This window comes from Pseudomonas sp. R1-43-08 (genome assembly GCF_003852255.1).
Lineage (GTDB): Bacteria > Pseudomonadota > Gammaproteobacteria > Pseudomonadales > Pseudomonadaceae > Aquipseudomonas.
Map to the genome: position 1 here is coordinate 4,194,390 of NZ_CP027734.1, position 20,045 is coordinate 4,214,434.

At 61.2% G+C, this 20,045-nt stretch carries 16 protein-coding genes; 3 read left to right on the forward strand and 13 right to left on the reverse strand.

The features are described 5' to 3' along the window. Window positions 1-85 precede the first annotated feature (85 nt). From C4J87_RS19175 to C4J87_RS19195, 5 genes are all read right to left on the reverse strand, one after another. Window positions 86-670 carry an NTP transferase domain-containing protein gene (locus C4J87_RS19175; protein ID WP_124368033.1) on the reverse strand — a complete coding sequence of 195 codons (585 nt, stop codon included), beginning with the start codon at window positions 668-670 and terminating at the stop codon, window positions 86-88. Next, the gene (locus C4J87_RS19180) at window positions 667-1,653 is read right to left on the reverse strand and encodes an XdhC family protein (protein WP_124368034.1); all 987 of its coding nucleotides are present in this window, start codon (window positions 1,651-1,653) and stop codon (window positions 667-669) included. Before C4J87_RS19180 ends, C4J87_RS19175 begins: the two co-directional genes overlap by 4 nt. Next, the gene (locus C4J87_RS19185) at window positions 1,653-3,974 is read right to left on the reverse strand and encodes a xanthine dehydrogenase family protein molybdopterin-binding subunit (protein ID WP_124368035.1); all 2,322 of its coding nucleotides are present in this window, start codon (window positions 3,972-3,974) and stop codon (window positions 1,653-1,655) included. The genes C4J87_RS19180 and C4J87_RS19185 overlap by 1 nt, the downstream gene beginning before the upstream one ends. Next, window positions 3,971-4,438 (reverse strand): (2Fe-2S)-binding protein, encoded by a 468-nt coding sequence (locus C4J87_RS19190; RefSeq protein ID WP_124368036.1) that lies wholly within the window; start codon window positions 4,436-4,438, stop codon window positions 3,971-3,973. The genes C4J87_RS19185 and C4J87_RS19190 overlap by 4 nt, the downstream gene beginning before the upstream one ends. A 253-nt stretch (window positions 4,439-4,691) precedes the next feature. Further along, window positions 4,692-6,023, reverse strand: coding sequence for a dicarboxylate/amino acid:cation symporter (locus C4J87_RS19195; RefSeq protein ID WP_124364023.1), 1,332 nt, complete (start codon window positions 6,021-6,023; stop codon window positions 4,692-4,694). A 340-nt stretch (window positions 6,024-6,363) separates the two neighbouring features. On the opposite strand from C4J87_RS19195, the gene C4J87_RS19200 reads away from it, so the two are divergent. Beyond that, the gene (locus C4J87_RS19200) at window positions 6,364-7,362 is read left to right on the forward strand and encodes an AraC family transcriptional regulator (protein ID WP_124368037.1); all 999 of its coding nucleotides are present in this window, start codon (window positions 6,364-6,366) and stop codon (window positions 7,360-7,362) included. 231 nt (window positions 7,363-7,593) lie between these two features. On the opposite strand, the gene C4J87_RS19205 is transcribed toward C4J87_RS19200, so the two are convergent. The 3 genes from C4J87_RS19205 to C4J87_RS19215 are packed head-to-tail and all read right to left on the reverse strand — an operon-like array spanning window position 7,594 to window position 9,941. Then, the gene (locus tag C4J87_RS19205; RefSeq protein ID WP_124368038.1) at window positions 7,594-8,940 is read right to left on the reverse strand and encodes an ATP-binding protein; all 1,347 of its coding nucleotides are present in this window, start codon (window positions 8,938-8,940) and stop codon (window positions 7,594-7,596) included. Continuing rightward, a complete protein-coding gene (locus C4J87_RS19210) occupies window positions 8,937-9,614 on the reverse strand; it encodes a response regulator (RefSeq protein ID WP_010208358.1) in 678 nt (225 codons plus the stop codon). Before C4J87_RS19210 ends, C4J87_RS19205 begins: the two co-directional genes overlap by 4 nt. Before the next feature lie 18 nt (window positions 9,615-9,632). Beyond that, window positions 9,633-9,941, reverse strand: a complete 309-nt coding sequence (locus C4J87_RS19215) for a hypothetical protein (protein ID WP_124368039.1) — start codon at window positions 9,939-9,941, stop codon at window positions 9,633-9,635. Between the two features lie 138 nt (window positions 9,942-10,079). Between C4J87_RS19215 and C4J87_RS19220 the strand changes: the two genes are divergently transcribed. After that, a complete protein-coding gene (locus tag C4J87_RS19220) occupies window positions 10,080-10,796 on the forward strand; it encodes a 4'-phosphopantetheinyl transferase (protein ID WP_124369011.1) in 717 nt (238 codons plus the stop codon). A gap of 52 nt (window positions 10,797-10,848) precedes the next feature. On the opposite strand, the gene C4J87_RS19225 is transcribed toward C4J87_RS19220, so the two are convergent. Both C4J87_RS19225 and C4J87_RS19230 read right to left on the reverse strand, forming a co-directional pair. Beyond that, window positions 10,849-12,459, reverse strand: coding sequence for an ATP-binding protein (locus C4J87_RS19225; RefSeq protein ID WP_124368040.1), 1,611 nt, complete (start codon window positions 12,457-12,459; stop codon window positions 10,849-10,851). Continuing rightward, window positions 12,456-13,181 (reverse strand): response regulator, encoded by a 726-nt coding sequence (locus tag C4J87_RS19230; RefSeq protein ID WP_124368041.1) that lies wholly within the window; start codon window positions 13,179-13,181, stop codon window positions 12,456-12,458. The genes C4J87_RS19225 and C4J87_RS19230 overlap by 4 nt, the downstream gene beginning before the upstream one ends. Window positions 13,182-13,755: 574 nt before the next feature. Here C4J87_RS19230 and C4J87_RS19235 point away from each other — a divergent pair. Beyond that, window positions 13,756-16,647 (forward strand): ribonucleoside-diphosphate reductase subunit alpha, encoded by a 2,892-nt coding sequence (locus tag C4J87_RS19235; protein WP_124368042.1) that lies wholly within the window; start codon window positions 13,756-13,758, stop codon window positions 16,645-16,647. Window positions 16,648-16,747: 100 nt separating this feature from the next. Here the strand turns inward: C4J87_RS19235 and C4J87_RS19240 are convergent, their stop codons facing one another. From C4J87_RS19240 to flgD, 3 genes are all read right to left on the reverse strand, one after another. Beyond that, window positions 16,748-17,791, reverse strand: a complete 1,044-nt coding sequence (locus tag C4J87_RS19240; RefSeq protein ID WP_124368043.1) for a hypothetical protein — start codon at window positions 17,789-17,791, stop codon at window positions 16,748-16,750. A gap of 179 nt (window positions 17,792-17,970) precedes the next feature. Then, complete coding sequence (flgE, locus tag C4J87_RS19245) at window positions 17,971-19,281, reverse strand: flagellar hook protein FlgE (RefSeq protein ID WP_124368044.1); 1,311 nt, start codon at window positions 19,279-19,281, stop codon at window positions 17,971-17,973. Window positions 19,282-19,312: 31 nt separating this feature from the next. Continuing rightward, complete coding sequence (gene flgD, locus C4J87_RS19250) at window positions 19,313-20,032, reverse strand: flagellar hook assembly protein FlgD (RefSeq protein ID WP_124368045.1); 720 nt, start codon at window positions 20,030-20,032, stop codon at window positions 19,313-19,315. Window positions 20,033-20,045: the final 13 nt, after the last annotated feature.

Here is a 20,045-nt window from a genome sequence, read left to right on the forward strand (position 1 = left end):
CTGAGCAATCAGGCGGGGCTTTTTTTTGCAAAAAAATCAAACACACGGCTGTTCAAAGGTGGGAGGGGGCTTGCTCCCTCCCACATCAGTCGGCGCTGAAACTCAACTGTTGCGGCACATCCACATCCCATAGCACGCCCGGATCATCCACCGGCACGCCTCGCACCTGTGCCAGTGCAAACAAAGCCTTCGCGCCACGGTCGCCGGCCAATGCCATCAATGCAGGCCCAAATACACGGCCGAAAGCGACTGGATGCCCATACTGTCCGGCATGCACCGGCACAGTGATGCTTCCCGGATCGGCCAGCACACGCTCGATCGTCGCGGAACGAATAAACGGCATATCCCCCAGTACCACTAGCCAGCCCTCTGCCGAAGCACTGGCCGTGACAGCGGCGGCAATGCTATCGCCCATACCGGCCGATTCCAGCAGCAGGACCTTACAATCATGTGCCTCTGCCAACCGAATCACCTCAAGGCGTTCCGGTGAAGTCACCACCCAACGCTCAACAAGCGTCGCCGGCAGGTTCACCAACACCTGCTCGATAACCGCTCGTGTCACGCCGTCCAGGCCGACGCAATCGGCCAGCAATTTATCCCGGTCGGCACCGGCCTCAGCGCGGAAGCGACTGCCCTGCCCCGCCGCCAGCACTATTGCCGTCACTGTCACTGTGCAGCCACCGGCAGCGGCTTTTTCTGCAAGGGCGCCACGCCGTTCTTGATCGCGACGATTTCCGCCATGAGCGACAGTGCGATTTCCGCCGGCGTATGGCTGCCGATGTGCAAACCGATGGGCCCATGCAAGCGCGCGATTGCGTCCGCCGACAAGCCCAGCGCCGCCAGGTTTTCCCGACGTTTCAGCGTATTGACCCGCGAGCCCAGGGCGCCAATGTAGAACGCGCTGGAATTCAACGCCGTGAGCAAAGCCATATCGTCCAGGCGCGGATCGTGGGTCAGGCAGACAACCGCCGTGCGTTCGTCGGTCTGGATATTCAACACCGCTTCATCGGGCATGCCCGGCACGAAGCGGCCGTGTTGTTCCTCCCAACCGTAGACAAACTCTTCGCGCGGGTCGCAGATCAGCACTTCGAAGTCGAGCAGGCGCGCCATTTCCGCGACGTAGCGCGACAGTTGCCCAGCGCCGATCAGCAGCAGGCGCCAGCGCGGCCCATAGATGGCGCGCAGGCACTGGCCGTCAAAGGTCACCACATCGGTCTTGCTCGCAGGGCTGAGGGTCACTTTGCCGGTGGCCAGGTTCAGCTCCCGCGCGACAATCTGATGATCCTCGCAGCGCGCCAGCAATTGCTCCACCCAGGCCCACTCTTCCACCCGTTCTTCGGTCAGGCGCAGGGTGCCGCCGCAGGGCAGGCCAAAACGCGCCGCCTCATCGCGAGTAACGCCGTAGGTCACCAGCTGCACGGGCGGGCCGTCGGCGGGTAAACGGCCATCCTGCAGGCGTGCGATCAAGTCGTCCTCGATGCAGCCGCCGGACACCGAACCGATCACCACCCCGTCGCCGCGCAAGGCCAACATCGCCCCCGGTGGGCGCGGCGCACTGCCCCACGTCTGCACCACGCTGTACAACACCACGCGTTGCCCGGCGCGGCGCCATTGCAGCACGCTGCGCAAGACATTCAGATCCACACTGTCCATCAGGCCTTCGCCTCCTGCCAACCCTGCAATTGATAGCGTACCGGCAGGTTACGGATGCGCTGGCCGGTCGCTGCGAAGATCGCGTTGCACAACGCCGGCGCAATCGGCGGTACGCCGGGCTCGCCGACACCGCCCAACGGCACCTCGCCGGTCGGAGTCACCAGGTGCACGGCGATCTGCTTGGGCGCCAGGGACATGCGCGCCACTTCGTACATATGAAAATTGTCCTGCTGGACCTTACCGTCCTTGAAGCTGATCTCGCCCAGCACCGCGTTGCCCAGGCCCATCACACACGCGCCCTCGAACTGCGAGCGGATGCGTTCCGGGTTGATCTGCGGGCCGCAGTCCACGGCGATATCGGCCTTGTGCACAATCAGCGTGCCGTCGTCTTTGACTTCCACCTCGATCACCGCTGCCACATAGGTGACGAAACTGTAGTGCACCGCCAGCCCCAGACCACGCCCCTTGGGCAGCTTGCGCCCCCAGCCGGCGGCCTTGGCGGCAGTTTCCAGTACGCCACGCAGGCGCGCGGTGTCGATCGGGTAACGCTCGGGGGATTCGCCGTAGTTCCACTCGTCGCTCAAGGTTTTCGGATCGATCCGGCGGTCCGGGCCGAGCAACTTGAGCTGGTACTGCAACGGGTCCTGGCCGGCCTTGTGCGCCAACTCATCGACAAAACTCTGGATAGCAAAACCGTGGGGAATGTTTGACACCGAACGGTACCAACCCACACGGGTATGCGCCGCCGCTTCAGGGTTTTCCAGGCGCACGTTGGGAATGGCGTAAGCCATATTGGTAAAGCCCATGCCCAGTTCGAATGCCGCTTCGTGGTTCATGCCCGGCGCGAACAGCGCGGTAATGCTCGGCGCTACCGTGCGGTGCAGCCAGGCGGCAGGCAGGCCGTCTTTATTCAGGCCGGCTTTGAGGTATTCGGCGGACACGGTATGAAAGTAGGAATTGTGGATATCGTCTTCACGGGTCCACTGTACGCGCACGGCTTTGCCCGGAAACTGTTTGGCCAGCACGGCGGCTTCGATGATGAAGTCCGGCTTGGATTTGCGCCCGAAGCCACCGCCCAGCAAGGTCACGTGCACCGTGACGTTATCGAAGGGCACGCCCAGGCGCTCAGCGATGCGCTCGCGAGTGACTTGCGGTGCCTGGCTCGGCGCCCAGGCTTCGCACTGGCCCTTGTCGAAACGGGCGACGGCGACCATCGGCTCCATCGGCGACTGCGCCAGGTGCGGCAGGTAGTAGGCGGCCTCCAAGGTGCTGTCGGCATCGCCCATGGCCTGGTCGAGGGTGCCGGTGTTGCGCACCACTTTGCCGGGCTGGCGGGCGGCGGCCTCCAGCTCCTTGCGGTAATCGACGGAGTTGTAGCCGGCGTTGACGCCGTCGTCCCACACGATGTTCAGCGCGTCACGGCCCTTGATCGCCGCCCAGGTATTGCTGGCCACCACGGCCACGCCACCGAGGGGCTGGAATTCGGAGGGGATCGGCCGGCTTTCGATTTCCAGCACCTTGATCACGCCAGGGACTTTCATCGCGGCACTGGCATCGAAGGATTTGACCTTGCCGCCATATACCTTCGGCCGTGCGATGATGGCGTAGAGCATGCCGTCGAAATGCACGTCGGCACCGTAGACGGCGCTGCCGTTGACGATGTCGACGCCATCGATGGCCTTGACGCCTTCTTTGCCGATATAGCGAAATTCCGTCGGCTGCTTGAGGCGCAGGCTGTCGCGTGCGGGAACGGCCAGCGCACCGGCCGCAGTGGCCAACTCGCCATAGCCCAGCTCACGACCGCTCGGTTGGTGGATCACCTTGTGCAATTGCGCACGGCACTCGCTGACCGGGACCTTCCACTGCTCGGCAGCGGCCTGCTCCAGCATCGCCCGCACACTGGCGCCGCAACGCCGCATCGGCTCGTACCAATGGCGCATGCTGCGCGAGCCGTCGGTGTCCTGGTTGCCATAACGCACCTCATCACCCGGCGCTTGCTGGACCTTCACCTTGGCCCAATCGGCCTCCAGCTCATCGGCCACCACCAGGCTGAGGCTGGTGCGTACGCCCTGGCCCATTTCGGAACGGTTGCAGACCACGGTCACCGTGCCGTCGGTGGCGATGCTGACGTAGACCTTGGGGTCGTCGATCAGCCCATGGGGCATTGCATCGCCGCCATATGGCTTGACCGCATCAGCTGCGAAAGCGTCAGGCAAGCCCCAGCTGGCGGCAATCACCAGCGCACCGGTGGCGCCCGCGCCTTTGAGAAAGCCGCGACGACTGAGGTTATTCAGCACGAGATCAGCGGGTAACCGGCTCATGCCTTGGCCCCCAGGTGCGTGGCCGCCTGACGGATCGCGGTCTTGATGCGATTGTAGGTGCCGCAGCGGCAGATGTTGCCGACCATGGCCTCTTCGATCTGTTCATCACTGGGGTTGGGGTGGGTTTTCAGCAACGCGGTAGCCGACATGATCTGCCCGCCCTGGCAATAGCCGCATTGGGCCACGGCGGTGTCGAGCCAGGCTTGCTGCACCACCTGGCCGACAGGATCGGTGTGCAGGTTGTCGATGGTGCTGATGGCCTGGCCTTTGACCGCGCCGATCGGGGTGATGCAACTGCGCGCGGGCGAACCGTCGATGTGAATGGTGCAGGCGCCGCACAGGCCCATGCCGCAACCGAACTTGGTGCCGTTGTAGCCCGCCACATCGCGAATCGCCCACAACAGCGGCATATCCTCGGTGACGTCCAGTTGATGGTCTTGGCCGTTGAGTTTCAGGGTAATCATGGGCACGCCCGCCTGTTCATTGCATGGTTAGGGGCGAGCAATCTGTTGCAAGAGGTCACGCGGTTCGGTGCGCACAGATTGGCTCAGGCTGAGGAGGCTCTCTTGTGAAGACAGGTCTTCACCGGGCCTTTGGTGGAGCATCCACGTAATGTAAACCAAAAGCTCGAAAGTCACCGCGCACAAACGCAAACGCCCCGAACAGGTCGGGGCGTTTGCGGATAACCGAGCGGCGCAGGTTCACGCCATCAGTGGCTTACTTGATGACAGGTGCAGGGCCTTCGGCCACGCCCAGGTCGTCTTCCTGGCGAGTGTCGGAGATACCGGTACCGCCGGACGCCAGTTCGCTTTGCAGCTTGTCGGTGTCCAGTTCCTTGACCCACTTGGCCACAACGAGGGTGGCCACTGCGTTACCCACCAGGTTGGTCAGCGCACGGGCTTCGGACATGAAGCGGTCGATACCCAGGATCAGCGCCAGGCCGGCAACCGGCAAGTGGCCGACGGCCGACAGGGTGGCAGCCAGTACGATGAAACCACTGCCCGTCACACCCGCAGCGCCCTTGGAGGACAGCAGCAGCACCAGCAGCAGGGTGATCTGGTGAGTGATGTCCATGTGCGTGTCGGTCGCCTGGGCGATGAACACGGCGGCCATGGTCAGGTAGATCGAGGTACCGTCAAGGTTGAACGAGTAGCCGGTTGGGATCACCAGGCCGACCACGGATTTCTTCGCGCCCAGACGCTCCATCTTGATCAGCATGCGTGGCAGTGCGGATTCGGAAGACGACGTGCCCAGCACGATCAGCAGCTCTTCACGGATGTAGCGGATCAGCTTGATCACGCTGAAACCGTGGGCGCGGCAGATAGCGCCGAGCACCACCAGCACGAACAGCAGGCAGGTGATGTAGAAGCAGATCATCAACTGGCCCAACTGCACCAGGGAACCCACACCGTAAGCGCCGATGGTGAATGCCATCGCGCCCAGGGCACCGATTGGCGCGAGCTTCATGATCATGTTGATGATGTTGAACATCACGTGGGCGAAGCGATCGATGAAGTCCAGCACCGGCTTGCCGTAGGCACCCAGGCGGTGCAGGGCGAAACCGAAGATCACCGAGAACATCAGCACTTGCAGGATGTCGCCGTTGGCGAAGGCGCCGACGATGGTGTTAGGGATCACATTGAGGATAAAGCCGACGATGCTCTGGTCTTTACCGGCCGTCACGTAGGCGGCGACTTTGGAAGCGTCCAGGGTTGCCACGTCGATGTGCATGCCGGCGCCCGGTTGCACGACGTTGACCACGATCAGGCCGATCAGCAACGCGATGGTGGAAACCACTTCGAAGTACAGCAACGCATAGCCGCCGGTCTTGCCGACCGATTTCATGCTTTGCATGCCAGCGATGCCGCTGACCACGGTGCAGAAGATGATCGGGGCGATGACCATTTTGATCAGCTTGATAAAGCCGTCACCCAGTGGCTTGAGGGCCACGCCGGTCTGCGGGTAGAAGTGACCAAGCAAAATACCGATAACGATTGCAACGATCACCTGGAAATACAGGGATTTGTAGATTGGCTGACGAGTCGTCATTGCAAAGTTCCTCAATCGTCCCGTGTGGCAAATATCCGCCATTGCCCACGACACTTGAATTGCGAACCCTCCTGCACTGGAGGGATTTGTTGTTTGCGAGACCTGTAGGAACAAGCCTGCGCTGTCATCCTTACTGCAAACGGCGCGCCACTTTACGCTAAACACCCTGAAGGCCTTTAGGCATCAGGCCCGAAGGTTTACCGGGGCCTGCTCTGGACACGAACCAGGTGGCGGATTTCCGCCTAGCTGCCCAATCGCGTCCTACAATTTGGCGGATATCCGCCTTGTCGCCTCGGCGGGTGATGACTACCATCGCCACTCCCATGGACGAGGCCCTGTCATGCGTGAACGCACCATCGCCAGTCACTTCGCCCGCGCCGCCCTGGAGGGCGCGCGTCGGGGCGGTTACGACTACTCGGGCCTGTTGCAGCAGGCGGGCATCACCCCCGAACTGCTGAGCGAACCCCGTGCGCGTATCGCTCCGGAGCAATTTACCCGGTTGCTGCAAATGCTCTGGCTGGCGCTGGATGACGAATACCTGGGTTTCGCCGACGGGCCAAGCAAGCGCGGCACCTTTGCCATGATGTGCCATGCGCTGATTCATTGCCGCACGCTGGAAAAAGCGCTGGAACGCGGCTTATTGTTTTATAGCCTATTCCCACACGGCCCGCGCTGGCAGCTGACACGGGAAGGCGACATGGCCTGCTTGAGCCTGGACGACTCGCAACTCTGGGACCCGGACCACTTTCTCAGCGAATGCCTGCTGGTGATCTGGCATCGCCTGGGCAGTTGGCTGATCGGCCAGCGCATCCGGTTGCACCAGACCACGTTCAGCTACCCGATGCCGCCACACGCCAATGAATATGACCTGTTGTTCCCCTGCCCCCTGGTATTCGGTGCACCGAACAGCAGCCTGGTGTTCCCCGCCCGCTACTTGAGCCTGCCGCTGTTGCAGGACGAGCGCACCCTCAAGCACTTTCTCGAGCGCTCCCCCGCCGACCTGCTGTCACGCCCGGATGAAGGCGACAGCTTGAGCAGCCAGTTGCGCCGCCTGTTGAGCCGCGACCGCACGCCCTGGCCAGACCTGGAAGCCGTTGCCCAGCACTTGCATATCAGCCCACAGACCCTGCGTCGGCATTTGCGCGAAGAAGGCAGCAGTTTTCAGGCACTCAAGGATGAGCTGCGGCGGGACATCGCCATCTACCATTTGGGGCGAGCGGATTTGTCATTACAAGAGATCGCCGAACAACTGGGCTTCTCCGAGCCGTCGGCGTTTCATCGGGCGTTCAAGAAGTGGACGGGGCTGACGCCGGGGGCCTATCGGGCGCAGGAGAGTTAGAAGAGTGTTGTGGCAGAGGGCCTCATCGGGGGCTTGCCCTAATGCCAGTCAGTTAAGGCTTTTTGTAGGAACGAGGCGGGCGGCTAGCCCTTGCTCGCGAAAAACTCACAGGCACCGCGTTCATTCAGAAAGCACGCGTTATCGTTGACGTTTTTCGCGAGCAAGCTCGCTCCTACTGACGGTGGTGTACGCTTAACTGACTGGCATTAGGGCTTGCCCAGTCACTACCGATCACACGGCCGGAAAATGGATCCTGAACGCCGCGCCCCCCAGCGCCGAATCACCCAGGGTCAGTCGTGCGTGATAGCTTTCAATGATGTCCTTGACCACCGCCAGCCCGATCCCCTGCCCTGGATGCTGACGGTCGAGCCGCTCGCCCCGCTGCAGAATCCGCGCGCGCTGATCCGGTGGTACGCCGGGGCCGTCGTCTTCGATGCACAACTCAATACCTTCAAGGTTTTCCACCAGACTGATGCGCACTTCGCTCAGGCATAGGCGATAGGCATTTTCCAGCAGGTTGCCGAGCATTTCGAGCAGGGCGCCTTTCTCGATGGGCACGTCGCACTCATCGGGCAGCTCGAGGGAGACGGTGACGCGTTTGTCCCGGTAAACCTTGTCCAACGTGTCGCACAGGCTTTGCAGCACCGGTTCCAGGCGGACCTGGTGGCGTACCAGGCCGCTCTTGCGCAGGCTGGCGCGCTGCAATTGATAGCCGATCTGCTGGCTCATGCGCTCGATCTGCGATTGCAGCACCCAGGCCTGGCTGCGTTCTTCGGGGCGCTGGGCCATGTCTTCGCTGACCCCCTGCAGTACCGCCAGCGGGGTTTTCAGGCTATGGGCCAGGTCATCCAGAGAGTCGCGATAGCGCGCACGCTGCTCGCGTTCGCTGTGCAGCAAACGGTTGAGGGAACCGGTGAGGCGCAGCAGTTCCCGGGGATGTTCTTCGCTGAGGCTTTCGCGGGTGCCGCCTTCGATCTGGTCCAGTTCCTGGCTCAACCGCCGCAAGGCCTGCAGGCCCCAGGTCAGGCCAAGCCACAGCAACGTCAGCAGCACCAGCAACGCCGCGCCGAACCCCAGGTAGAGATTCTCGCGCAGGCCTTCGAGGGTCAATTGGTACTCGCGCACCGGTTGCAGGGCGACGATGCTGAAGGCCGCACTTTTGCCGCCCAGCAACCGGACCTCGACGTCGTAGACGAAAAATTCCTGGCCGTTGGCCTCGCGAATCCGCGCAAATTCATTGCCGCGCCCATCGTAGCGCGGCTTGTAGTTGATGTTTTCTTCCTGGGTCGCCCGCGAGCGCCATACCAGGTGGCCTTCACGGTCGTAGATATAACCGAGCAGGCGGCTATCGGTCAGGTTGAAGCGCTCATCGGGCAGCTGCGCCGGCATCAGCAGCCGGTTATTTTCCACGCGTGCCGCAGAGATCAAGGTGGTTACATCTGACGCCAGGCGTTGCTCGATAGAATCCTGCAACGCCAGGCTGAACGCGCCTTGCATGGCGGGCAGCAAGCCCAGCATGAACAGCACCGCCAGGGTGGCGGCGGCCAGCATCAGGCGCACGCGTAGCGAGCGAATCAACGGCAGCGCTCATTGAACAGGTAGCCCAGGCCCCGCACGGTGTCGATCGGCTTGAACCCGGCCGGCCCTTCCAGCTTGCGGCGCAGGCGACCGACCAGTACTTCGATGACGTTCGGGTCGCGCTCGTCGTCATCGGGATACAGCTGCTCCATCAAGCGGTCCTTGGCCACCACTTGTTGATGATGGCGCATCAGGTACTCGAGGATCCGGTACTCATAGGCGGTCAGCGCCAGCGGCTGCTCATCCAGCGAGGCTTGCTTGCGATTGAGGTCCAGCAGCAGTGGGCCGGCAACGATGGTGGATTGGGTAAAGCCGCTGGAGCGGCGCAGCAAGGCGTTCATCCGCGCCTCCAGCTCTTCGAACTGGAACGGTTTGACCACATAGTCGTCGGCACCGGCAGCCAGGCCTTCGACTTTGTCCTGCCAGTTGCCACGGGCGGTAAGAATGAGGATCGGAAAGGTCTTGGCCTGGGTACGCAGTTGCCGGATCAGGTCCAGGCCGCCCATGCCGGGCAGGCCCAGGTCGATGATCGCCAGGTCATGGTTGAATTGGCCGGTCTGGTATAGGGCTTCCTCGGCATTGGCCACAGCCTCGACGACGTGGCCGCTGTCGGTCAGGCGGGTAAACAGGTGATGACGCAACAGCGCCTCATCTTCCACCACCAGCAATTTCATAAGGCTCTCCAAGGCAATTCAACAGTCCGACCGAGGGATATCATAGCGGCCCTGCACGTCTTGCGGGCGCAGTTTAATGCCATTGTAGTGGCCCGACTCAAGCGCGTAGCCGGTGCGGTAGCCCGGTTTTGGGACGCCAGCGCTCAGCGACTGGCCCCACGGGGCGGCCTGGATGCTCACCTCTTCGAAGCTGACCCGCTGGATCAGGTTGCTGGATTTCCTGTTCTTCTCGCGGCCAAAGCCGGCAAAGCTGCTATCGCTGGCTTGCACGCCGGCGGTGGCACTGAGCATGGTCAACGCCAACATCAGCTTCTTGATCGCAGTCATGGTCGTTACCTCGTACGCATTCAGGCTGTGACGTCCAGACTACGCAAGCGCCCCTGAACTCCCCCTGAACAGGCTTTGAACCTGGCCTTGACCGCAACGGGCTATGCACTGGCGCGCCAACTCGGCAAAATGTCGCGCATGATGCCCCTACCCGCCTGTTGTACCCCACTCGATGCCCATTGGCCGCTGCCTGCGCCCTTGCCTGGCACCGTATTCTTGAGCACGCGTTTCGACCCGGCCTTATTGAACCCTGAGGATTTTCAGCGCAGCGCCGTGCCGCCACCGGCGAGCATCCAGCGCTCGGTGGCCAAGCGCCAGGCGGAATTCCTCGCCGGCCGCCTGTGCGCCCGTGAAGCGTTGCAACGACTGGATAATCTCGACTGCATCCCGGCCATCGGTGAGGACCGCGCGCCGATCTGGCCAGGGCATATCAGTGGCTCCATTACCCACAGCACCGGGCACGCCGCAGCAATTGTCGGGCATAAGGCGCAATGGCGCGGGCTGGGGATGGACCTGGAGAACCTGCTGGCGCTGGAACGGGCGGAACGCCTGGCGGGGGAAATTCTCACCGTGGATGAACTGCAGCGCATGGCGGCCCTGCCCCGTGAGCAAATCGCCTTGCTGGTGACACTCACGTTTTCGGCCAAGGAAAGTCTGTTCAAGGCGCTCTACCCGATCGTGCAGAAGCGCTTCTATTTTGAGCATGCCGAGGTGGTGGAATGGTCACTGGCGGGGCAGGTGCGGCTGCGGTTGCTGACGGACCTGTCCAGTGAGTGGTGTCATGGCAAGGAGCTGGTTGGGCAGTTTGCGGTGGAGGGGGAGCAGTTGTTGAGCCTGGTGGCTGTCGGCGCTTGATAGACAGTCATCGGGGGCAAGCCCCCTCTCACATTTGGAATGCATGGCAATATCAGGGTTTCTCCTGATCCCTGGGCCAGCTCAGACTGAAACACGCGCCGCCCAGGTTATTGCTCTTGCTGATCAGCGCCCGCCCGCCATGCCAATGGATAATCCGCCGCACAATCGACAGGCCCAGGCCATGCCCGCCCGAGGCGCGGGTGCGGCTGTCGTCCAGGCGCAGGAAGGGTGTGAAGATGCGTTCCCAGGCGCTTTCCGGCACGCCGGGGCCATCGTCTTCCACGTCGATACGGCAACGCACCTGCCCCACCTGATAACTGATCAGCACCTGGCCCTTGGCGTGGCGCATGGCGTTACTCACCAGGTTCTGCAGCGCGCGATGCAGGTAGCGGGGCTCGGCATCGACCCAGGCATCCTGCCAATGCGCCGATGACAGGCAGTTACCCCGGCTGACGCTGACCTGCGGGCGCAGTGGCGACAATTCGCCGATCACCTGATCGAGCAATGCATCGAGGTCGACGCGCTGGAAGTTCAACGCCGGCGCGCCCTGCTCCAGGCGCGCATAAGTGAGCATTTCATCCACCAGGCCATCGAGGTCCTGGATATCCCCGTCCATGCCCTCCAGGTATTTGCGCCGTGCCTCGGCCGTGGTGGCATCGCCCAGCATCTCCAAGCCGAAGCGCAGGCGCGCTACCGGCGTGCGCAGCTCGTGGGACACCGCACGCACCAGTTCACGCTGAATCGCCAGCAATTGTTGCAGGTGCTCGGCCATGCCATTGAACGCGGCCGCGAGCCGCCCCACCGAATCGGCGCCACGGGCCGGTACGCGAACTTCCAGATTGCCCTTGGCGATACGCGTGGCCGCCGCCTCCAACCCCTTGAGCCGGCGCTCGAGCTGGCGCACCAACAGGTAGACGATCAAACCGATCAGGGTCAGGCCGATCAGGGCGATCAGGACCAGCCATTGCGCGGGGTACGGGTTCATTTGATACAGCGGGCCGATCTCCAGCACCCACGGCGTGCCGACCATGCCGGCGAACACGCGGATCGAGTCGCCGCCCTTGCCGAGAGCCATCACCGTATCGCCCTCCGCCACGCGACGGCGCTGGTCGTCGTCCATATCGGCCTGGTCGAGGGCCATCAGGTGCATCTCGAAACCAAAACCCTTGGCCTGCTTGAGATCAGCCAAACGTTGCGGCTGCTCGGCCACCGGGAACCGCACCAGTTCGTCGGCCAGCAGGTAGATCGTGGCGCGGGCCAGTTGCTCGCTGATCTGCTGCACTTCGCCGGTGAGCACCAATTGCTCCGGTTCGCTGACCAGGCGCACTACGCGCGCGGCATGAGGACCGGTCTGTTCCACCAGGACCTGGCCACGTTGCAGGCGCTTGCGCTGGCTCAGGTCGAGCTGTGCATCAGCGAAGGTGCGCAACTGCAGCGGGATGCCCAGCAATCGTTCCCACACCGCCAACGCGCGCTGGCGCTCGAGGGCGCTCATGGGCTGCAGGTTGTCGCCCATCAGCGCAAAGGTGCCGTGGGCCAGGCGCTCGCGGTATTGGTCGCTGCGCACATCGTTGAGCAAGTGCAGCGCCAGTACGCCCAGCAACGCGACCAGGATCAGCGCGGCGCACATGCCGCCGTAGATGCGCAGGAAGATCGAGTTCACAGGGGCATATCGGCGGCGGCTTCAGGCACGAACAGGTAGCCTTTGCTGCGGATGGTCTTGATCAGGCGCGGGTGGATCGGGTCATCGCCGATCTTCGGGCGAATACGTGAGATGCGCACATCAATCGAGCGATCCTGGCCGTCGTAGCCAACGCCACGCAGGGCAATGAAGATTTCTTCGCGCGAGAGAATGCGCCCGGCATTCGCCACCAACAGCCACAGCAGATCGAACTCGGCACTGGTCAGTTCGATACCCTTTTGGTGCAACCAGGCCTCGCGCAAGGCGTTGTCCACCACCAGCGGGCCGAATTGCAGGCGGCGCTGGTTTTCCACCACAACCGGTAACGCCGGCTCGCTGCGCCGCAGCAGGGCCTGGATGCGTGCCAGCAACAAGCGCGGGCGCACAGGTTTGCACACGTAGTCGTCGGCGCCCAGGTCCAGGCCGAGCACCTGGTCCATCTCATCGGTACGCGCCGTCAGCATCAGGATCACGCCCTCATAGCGCTCGCGCACCTTGCGGCAGATGCTCAGGCCGTCTTCGCCCGGCAGCATCAGGTCGAGGATCACCAGGTCCGGCTGTTCGGCGACGATGCGCGCTGCGGCCTGGGCGCCGTCGTTCTCCACCGACACCCGCAGGCCGTTGCTGTCCAGGTATTCGCGAGTCAGCTCGGCCAGCCGCTCGTCGTCCTCGACAATCAATATCTGCCAGGGTTCTTGCTCCACGCGGTGTCCTCATTGTTATAAGAAATGCTGATGGTCGACACGGTCGAGGCATACCCTGGTTGTCATGTATTGAGGGCATAACGAGGGTCGATTGTAGCCACGGGCCAACCCCTGAACACAAGCCTGGAAATCCATTCGGTCATGGCGTTTTTTTGTGATAGGGTTCGCGCCCTCAAAAATCCAACCGACAGTTTTTGCCTGGAAATATTCAGTGACAGGCGGCGTAATCCAGCAGTACTGCGGCCTACACGGGCGTTCCATGATTCATACACATTTTACCCACAGCGTTATCCACAGGTAGTGCGTTGCTAAGCCCCCGAAAACGCATTATCTTGTACCTCGGCACTTCCAGAGACCCTACATGTAGGGTTTTGGAAATAAGCGCCCAACCACATAAGCAGCTCGAAATTCAAGCGCTTTATTGCTGGCACAGCGTGGAACCAACCGATTATCAGTAGACCAAACCGCTCACGCGGATGGCAGCTGTTTTTCATCCAAGTCATGGAAAACGGTACGGGTGTTGCAGGAAAGCCTGGCACTCGCAATCAAATATAGAACGTGGAGACAACCCCCCATGCAAACCGACACAACTCGCGAGAACCCGCAGGGCTCCGTGCCGCAGGCCGCTGATTCGAATATGGATCTGGCCGCCACTGCACCTGGCCAATTGCGCGTGATCAAGCGTAACGGCACTGTCGTTCCTTACACCGATGACAAAATCACCGTCGCCATCACCAAAGCGTTTCTTGCAGTTGAAGGCGGCACCGCTGCCGCCTCGTCGCGCATCCACGACACTGTTGCACGCCTGACCGAACAAGTGACCGCGACCTTCAAGCGCCGCATGCCATCGGGCGGCACTATCCACATCGAAGAAATCCAGGACCAGGTCGAACTGGCCCTGATGCGTGCCGGCGAGCAGAAAGTTGCCCGTGACTACGTGATCTACCGTGACTCCCGCGCCAAGGAACGTGCCGTGCACGCGCCGGCCGCCGAATCCGTCCAGGCGCATCCTTCGATCCGCATCACCCTGGCCGATGGCAGCTTTGCGCCGCTGGACCTGGGCCGCCTCAACACCATCATCACCGAAGCCTGCGAAGGCCTGGAAGAAGTCGACGGCGACCTGATCCAGCGCGAAACCCTGAAGAACCTGTACGACGGCGTGGCCCTGACCGACGTCAACACCGCCCTGGTGATGACTGCCCGTACCCTGGTCGAGCGTGAGCCGAACTACTCGTTCGTCACCGCGCGCCTGCTGATGGACACCCTGCGCGCCGAAGGCCTGGGTTTCCTGGGCGTGGCCGACAGCGCCACCCACCACGAGATGGCTGACCTGTACGCCAAGGCGCTGCCCGCCTACATCGCCAAGGGTATTGAATTCGAATTGCTGAACCCGATCCTGGCCACCTTCGACCTGGAAAAACTCGGCAAGGCGATCAACCACGAGCGCGACCAGCAGTTCACCTACCTGGGCCTGCAAACCCTGTACGACCGTTACTTCATCCACAAGGACGGGATCCGCTTCGAACTGCCGCAAGTGTTCTTCATGCGCGTGGCCATGGGTCTGGCGATCGAAGAGAAGCACAAAGAAGACCGTGCGATCGAGTTCTACAACCTGTTGTCGTCCTTCGACTACATGTCGTCCACGCCGACCCTGTTCAACGCCGGCACCCTGCGTCCACAGCTGTCGAGCTGCTACCTGACCACCGTGCCGGATGACCTGTCGGGCATCTACCACGCGATCCACGACAACGCCATGCTGTCCAAATTCGCCGGTGGCCTGGGTAACGACTGGACGCCGGTGCGTGCACTGGGTTCGTACATCAAGGGCACCAATGGTAAATCCCAGGGCGTCGTGCCGTTCCTCAAAGTAGTGAACGATACCGCCGTTGCCGTGAACCAGGGTGGCAAGCGCAAAGGCGCTGTGTGTGCCTACCTGGAAACCTGGCACATGGACATTGAAGAGTTCATCGAGCTGCGCAAGAACACCGGTGATGATCGTCGTCGTACCCACGACATGAACACCGCCAACTGGATCCCTGACCTGTTCATGAAGCGTGTCTTCGATGACGGCAAGTGGACCCTGTTCTCGCCATCCGAAGTTCCGGACCTGCACGACCTGACCGGCAAGGCCTTCGAAGAGCGCTATGAGTACTACGAAGCCCTCACCGAGTACCCAGGCAAGGTCAAGCTGTTCAAGACCATCCAGGCCAAAGACCTGTGGCGCAAAATGCTGTCCATGCTGTTCGAAACCGGCCACCCATGGCTGACCTTCAAAGACCCGTGCAACCTGCGCAGCCCGCAGCAGCACGTCGGCGTGGTCCACAGCTCGAACCTGTGCACCGAGATCACCTTGAACACCAACAAGGACGAGATCGCCGTTTGCAACCTGGGCTCGATCAACCTGCCGAACCACATCGTCAACGGCAAGCTGGACACCGTAAAGCTTGCGCGCACCGTCAACACCGCCGTACGCATGCTCGATAACGTGATCGACATCAACTACTACTCGGTGCCACAGGCGCAGAACTCCAACTTCAAGCACCGTCCAGTGGGCCTCGGCATCATGGGCTTCCAGGACGCTTTGTATCTGCAGCACATTCCTTACGGTTCGGATGCTGCCGTCGAGTTCGCCGACAAGTCCATGGAAGCGGTCAGCTACTACGCGATCCAGGCGTCCTGCGACCTGGCCGACGAGCGCGGCGCCTACGAGACGTTCCAGGGTTCGCTGTGGTCCAAGGGCATCCTTCCGCTGGATTCGCAACAGATCCTGATCGAGCAACGTGGCCAGAAGTACATTGACGTTGACCTGGAAGAATCCCTGGACTGGGCGCCAGTACGTGCCCGTGTGCAGAAAGGTATTCGTAACTCCAACATCATGGCCATCGCACCGACCGCGACCATCGCCAACATCACTGGCGTGTCGCAGTCGATCGAACCGACCTACCAGAACCTGTATGTGAAATCGAACCTGTCGGGCGAGTTCACCGTGATCAACCCGTACCTGGTCCGCGACCTGAAAGCCCGCGGCCTGTGGGACTCGGTGATGATCAACGACCTGAAGTACTACGACGGTTCGGTGCAGCAGATCGAGCGCATCCCGCAAGAGCTCAAAGAGCTCTACGCCACTGCGTTCGAAGTGGACACCAAGTGGATCGTTGACGCCGCCAGCCGTCGTCAGAAGTGGATCGACCAGGCGCAGTCCCTGAACCTCTACATCGCCGGCGCTTCAGGCAAGAAGCTGGATGTGACCTACCGCATGGCTTGGTACCGTGGCCTGAAAACCACCTACTACCTCCGTGCCCTGGCCGCGACCAGCACCGAGAAGTCGACCATCAACACCGGTAAGCTGAACGCTGTTTCCAGCGGCAACCACGGCGACGATTCGGTACTCGCTGCGCCAGCCGGCCCGGCACCAGTGCCGAAGGCTTGTGCGATTGATGAGCCGGATTGTGAGGCTTGCCAATAAGCTGAGCACGCCCTGGGTTTGACCCCAAGGCTGAAAAGCCCCCGATAGGCCTCTGGTGTATCGGGGGCTTTCTTTTGCCTGGTGAAACGTTCGTGCGCGGCTAAAACAATACGGTTGCGATACCCGCCTGAGGCACACCGCCTCGACGGCCCCACAACTCAACCCGCCCGTTGATCACCGCCATGGAATGCCCCCCGTACGCGACTGTACCCACCTTGCTGCTTCGCAAGTCGGCATCCGTAGCCTGCCTGTAATGATTCCTGAGCCCCAAACGGTCTAACCCTTCACGAGAGTACTCACCATCGTTCACACTTTTCATCGCTTCAATAAAACCCTTCCCAGCCGTGCCATCGTTGTTCTCCATTTGTGCCCGCTTGGCACTCATCGCAAACATGAAGTTGGCATCCGTCATCATTTGTGGATCATCACCCTTAAATCGTGCATAGGTTGCCGCTTGTTGCAATTCGTCCTTGGTTAACTTGTAGACCTTGTCGCTGTCCCTCATGACCACCTCGTAACCATTGGCGGTCTCTTTCACACTTTTGTAAATGTCTGTCGGTTTCTGGCCGAAATGCATCATGGCGGCCTTTATTGCAGAAACGGTAACGCAATTGCCATCAGGCCCCTGGCTGAAGCCACTCCAGATATTGTCCGGCTTTTTCCCCGGATTACTGTTATCAGGCTTGTAATTGAAATGCTTTGAGCCTTCGGTAATCGGCTTGTTGCTCATGGACTCGACAGGACCAAATCCCTCCGGGCTCACTCTACCGCCGCCACCTCCTCCACCACCGCGACCTCCCGGCGGCGGCGGGGCAGGCGGTGCTACATCATCATTGGGAAACCATTCCTCCAGCATCCGTTTGAGGAACTCAAGGAATTTGTCATCCGCTTCCTGGATCAGCTTGTTAAGCACTTCCTTGAATTTCTCATCACCCAGTTTCTGGCGCAGCTCATTCAACTTGTCGCGCAAATCCTGAGCCGTCTGGGTCTTGGAGCCTTGTTCGGCATCGAACAACTGGTTGAGTAATGTCTTGACCGCGGACACTTCACCAGCAGGTTCGGGGGGAGCTGACTCCCTACGCGCAATGACCGGTACATGATTTATGCGTCCAGCACCTGGCGCAGATATTCCTGAGCTCCACATACCAAGCCCTCCTCACTGATTCTTGAGCCCCCCAGGGCCGTTGCCTGATCAGTGGTGCGCCAGGATTGAAGCGTTCCTTCTCAAGCATTTCCGGGCGTTACCCGATGTGCCGCAGGCTATTTTCTTACGCCCACAAAAAAGCCCCTCCTAAGAGGGGCTTCTTGTCGAGCGCTACCCCATCACGTCATCTGAATGATGGTCTGCATGATGGTGCTCTGGGTGGAGATGGTCTTGGCGTTCGCCTGGTAGTTGCTCTGGGCCTTGATCAGGTCCACCAGCTCGTTGGTCAGGTTGACGTTGGAGTTCTCCAGGGAGTTGGCCACGATCGAACCCAAGGTGCCGGCTTGTGGGGTGTCGTACCCAGGCTGGCCCGAAGCGAAGGTCTCTTTCCAGGTGGTGCTGCCGGCAGGTTGCAGGCCTTGTTCGTTATTGAAGCTGGCCAGCGAGATCTGGCCGATGGCCTTGCTCTGCTGATTGCTGAAGGTGGCGAACATTACGCCGTTACCGTCGATCTTCAGGCCGGTGATCTGGCCGGTGGCATAGCCATCGGTGACCGGAGGGTTACGGTAGGTGGCCGAATTGTATTGGGTAATGTTGGCCATGTTGACGGCAATCCCGCCCGGGTTGGCGTTCGCGCCGTTAGCCTTCCACACACCATTAGTCACTGTGCCCGGCACCCAGCCTGCAACGGTGAGCGTCTTATCGGACACACCACCGGTCACCACGCTGGTGAGTTTGCCCGCGCCATCGAAGGTCAATGTCGACGCCACAGGCGGGGTCGATGGAGTGCCCGTCGGTGCCGAACCATCAGGATTGCGACCGTCGATCAGGGTATAGGCATTCCACTTGTTGCCGTCGGTTTTCACCAGGTACTGCACCATTGGGTGCGCGTTGCCCTGGGAGTCGTACAAAGTGGTGCTGTATTGAGTGGTGAAGGTATCGGTCTTGGTGGGGTCGAACGGTTTGGCCGTTTGGTCGATCACAGGCTCCGAGGAATTCAGGTTACTGGTGGAGTCCACCTTGGTGGACGCCTTGGGCGGCAGGTTCGTCAGGTTCAGTTGCAGGTCGGTGAGCCCGCCCTTGATGATCTTGCCGTCATCATCCGCTGCGTAACCCTGCAGGCGCGAGGTACCCGTGTTGTTGGTGATGAAGCCGTCTTTGTCGGCACGGAAGGCACCGCTGCGGGTGTACTCCAGCGAACCGTCGCTGCCCTTCTGTACGAAGAAGCCACCGCCCTGGATCGCCATGTCCAGGATACCGCCGCTGCCGTTAACGTCACCCTGGGTGAATTGCTGGGACACCGCGGCCAGGTTCACACCATTGCCGATGCTGTTCTGACCGGTGCCCAGTTTGGACGCCGCGTAGATATCCGCGAACTCTGCACGAGACGACTTGAAACCCGTGGTGGCGACGTTGGCGATGTTGTTGCCGGTCACGTCCAGTTGTTTGTTGGCCGCATAGAGGCCGCTAAGGCCGATATTAAAAGACATGTTTCTCTCCCTCTGCCGTATTTAGCCGGCTCTATGTACCGATAGTCTGAATTTGCGACAGCTTGACGCTGCCCATGCCGCCTGCCAGGTTCAGCAGCATCTCGCCGCCGGTCTTGCTCAGCGTCACGCTGGTGACGGTTGCCGGCAGCGAAGTGGCCAGGGCAACCGCGTCGCCCTTGTCATTCTTGGTGGAGGCCGCGAAGGTGTAAGTACCGGCTGGGGCCACCTCACCCGCTTCGTTCTTGCCATCCCAGATAAAGTCCGAAGTCCCTGCGCTCTGAGCGCCCAGATCGAGGGTGCGCACCACGTTGCCGTCTTTATCGGTGATCTTGACCGAGACATTGCCCGTCGCCGCTGTCACCGCCACCGAACCGGTCATGCTCTTGCTGGTATCGACCAGCGCCTTGTCGGTCTGGGTGATGATCGAGCGTCCTACCAGCGACGAAGCCTGCAGCGCCTGGGAAGAACTGAAGTTGCTCGAGATGTTATTCACCGAGTCATTCAGGGTATTGATGCCTTCCAGGCTGCTGAACTGCGCCAGCTGGGCCACGAACGCACCGTTATCCTGCGGCGACAAGGGGTTCTGGTTTTTCAGCTGGGTCACCAGCAGTTGCAGGAATGCATCCTTGCCGAGGGCCTGGTCGCCGGTGGCGGCCTTGGAAACATTCGCTACATTGTTTGAAGCGTCCTTGACCTTGGAATTGAAGAGGTCCTGGACTGCCGTATTGTTCGACGTATCAACGATGGCCATTATTTGGCGCCCC

Bases quoted from the DNA above. Each gene is read 5' to 3' on its own strand.
- C4J87_RS19185 (WP_124368035.1), bottom strand. From the start codon at position 3,974: ATGAGCCGGTTACCCGCTGATCTCGTGCTGAATAACCTCAGTCGTCGC.
- flgE (WP_124368044.1), bottom strand. From the start codon at position 19,281: ATGTCTTTTAATATCGGCCTTAGCGGCCTCTATGCGGCCAACAAACAA.
- C4J87_RS19240 (WP_124368043.1), bottom strand. From the start codon at position 17,791: ATGTGGAGCTCAGGAATATCTGCGCCAGGTGCTGGACGCATAAATCAT.
- flgD (WP_124368045.1), bottom strand. From the start codon at position 20,032: ATGGCCATCGTTGATACGTCGAACAATACGGCAGTCCAGGACCTCTTC.
- C4J87_RS19180 (WP_124368034.1), bottom strand. From the start codon at position 1,653: ATGGACAGTGTGGATCTGAATGTCTTGCGCAGCGTGCTGCAATGGCGC.
- C4J87_RS19210 (WP_010208358.1), bottom strand. From the start codon at position 9,614: ATGAAATTGCTGGTGGTGGAAGATGAGGCGCTGTTGCGTCATCACCTG.
- C4J87_RS19190 (WP_124368036.1), bottom strand. From the start codon at position 4,438: ATGATTACCCTGAAACTCAACGGCCAAGACCATCAACTGGACGTCACC.
- C4J87_RS19200 (WP_124368037.1), top strand. From the start codon at position 6,364: ATGCGTGAACGCACCATCGCCAGTCACTTCGCCCGCGCCGCCCTGGAG.
- C4J87_RS19195 (WP_124364023.1), bottom strand. From the start codon at position 6,023: ATGACGACTCGTCAGCCAATCTACAAATCCCTGTATTTCCAGGTGATC.
- C4J87_RS19215 (WP_124368039.1), bottom strand. From the start codon at position 9,941: ATGACTGCGATCAAGAAGCTGATGTTGGCGTTGACCATGCTCAGTGCC.
- C4J87_RS19220 (WP_124369011.1), top strand. From the start codon at position 10,080: ATGATGCCCCTACCCGCCTGTTGTACCCCACTCGATGCCCATTGGCCG.
- C4J87_RS19235 (WP_124368042.1), top strand. From the start codon at position 13,756: ATGCAAACCGACACAACTCGCGAGAACCCGCAGGGCTCCGTGCCGCAG.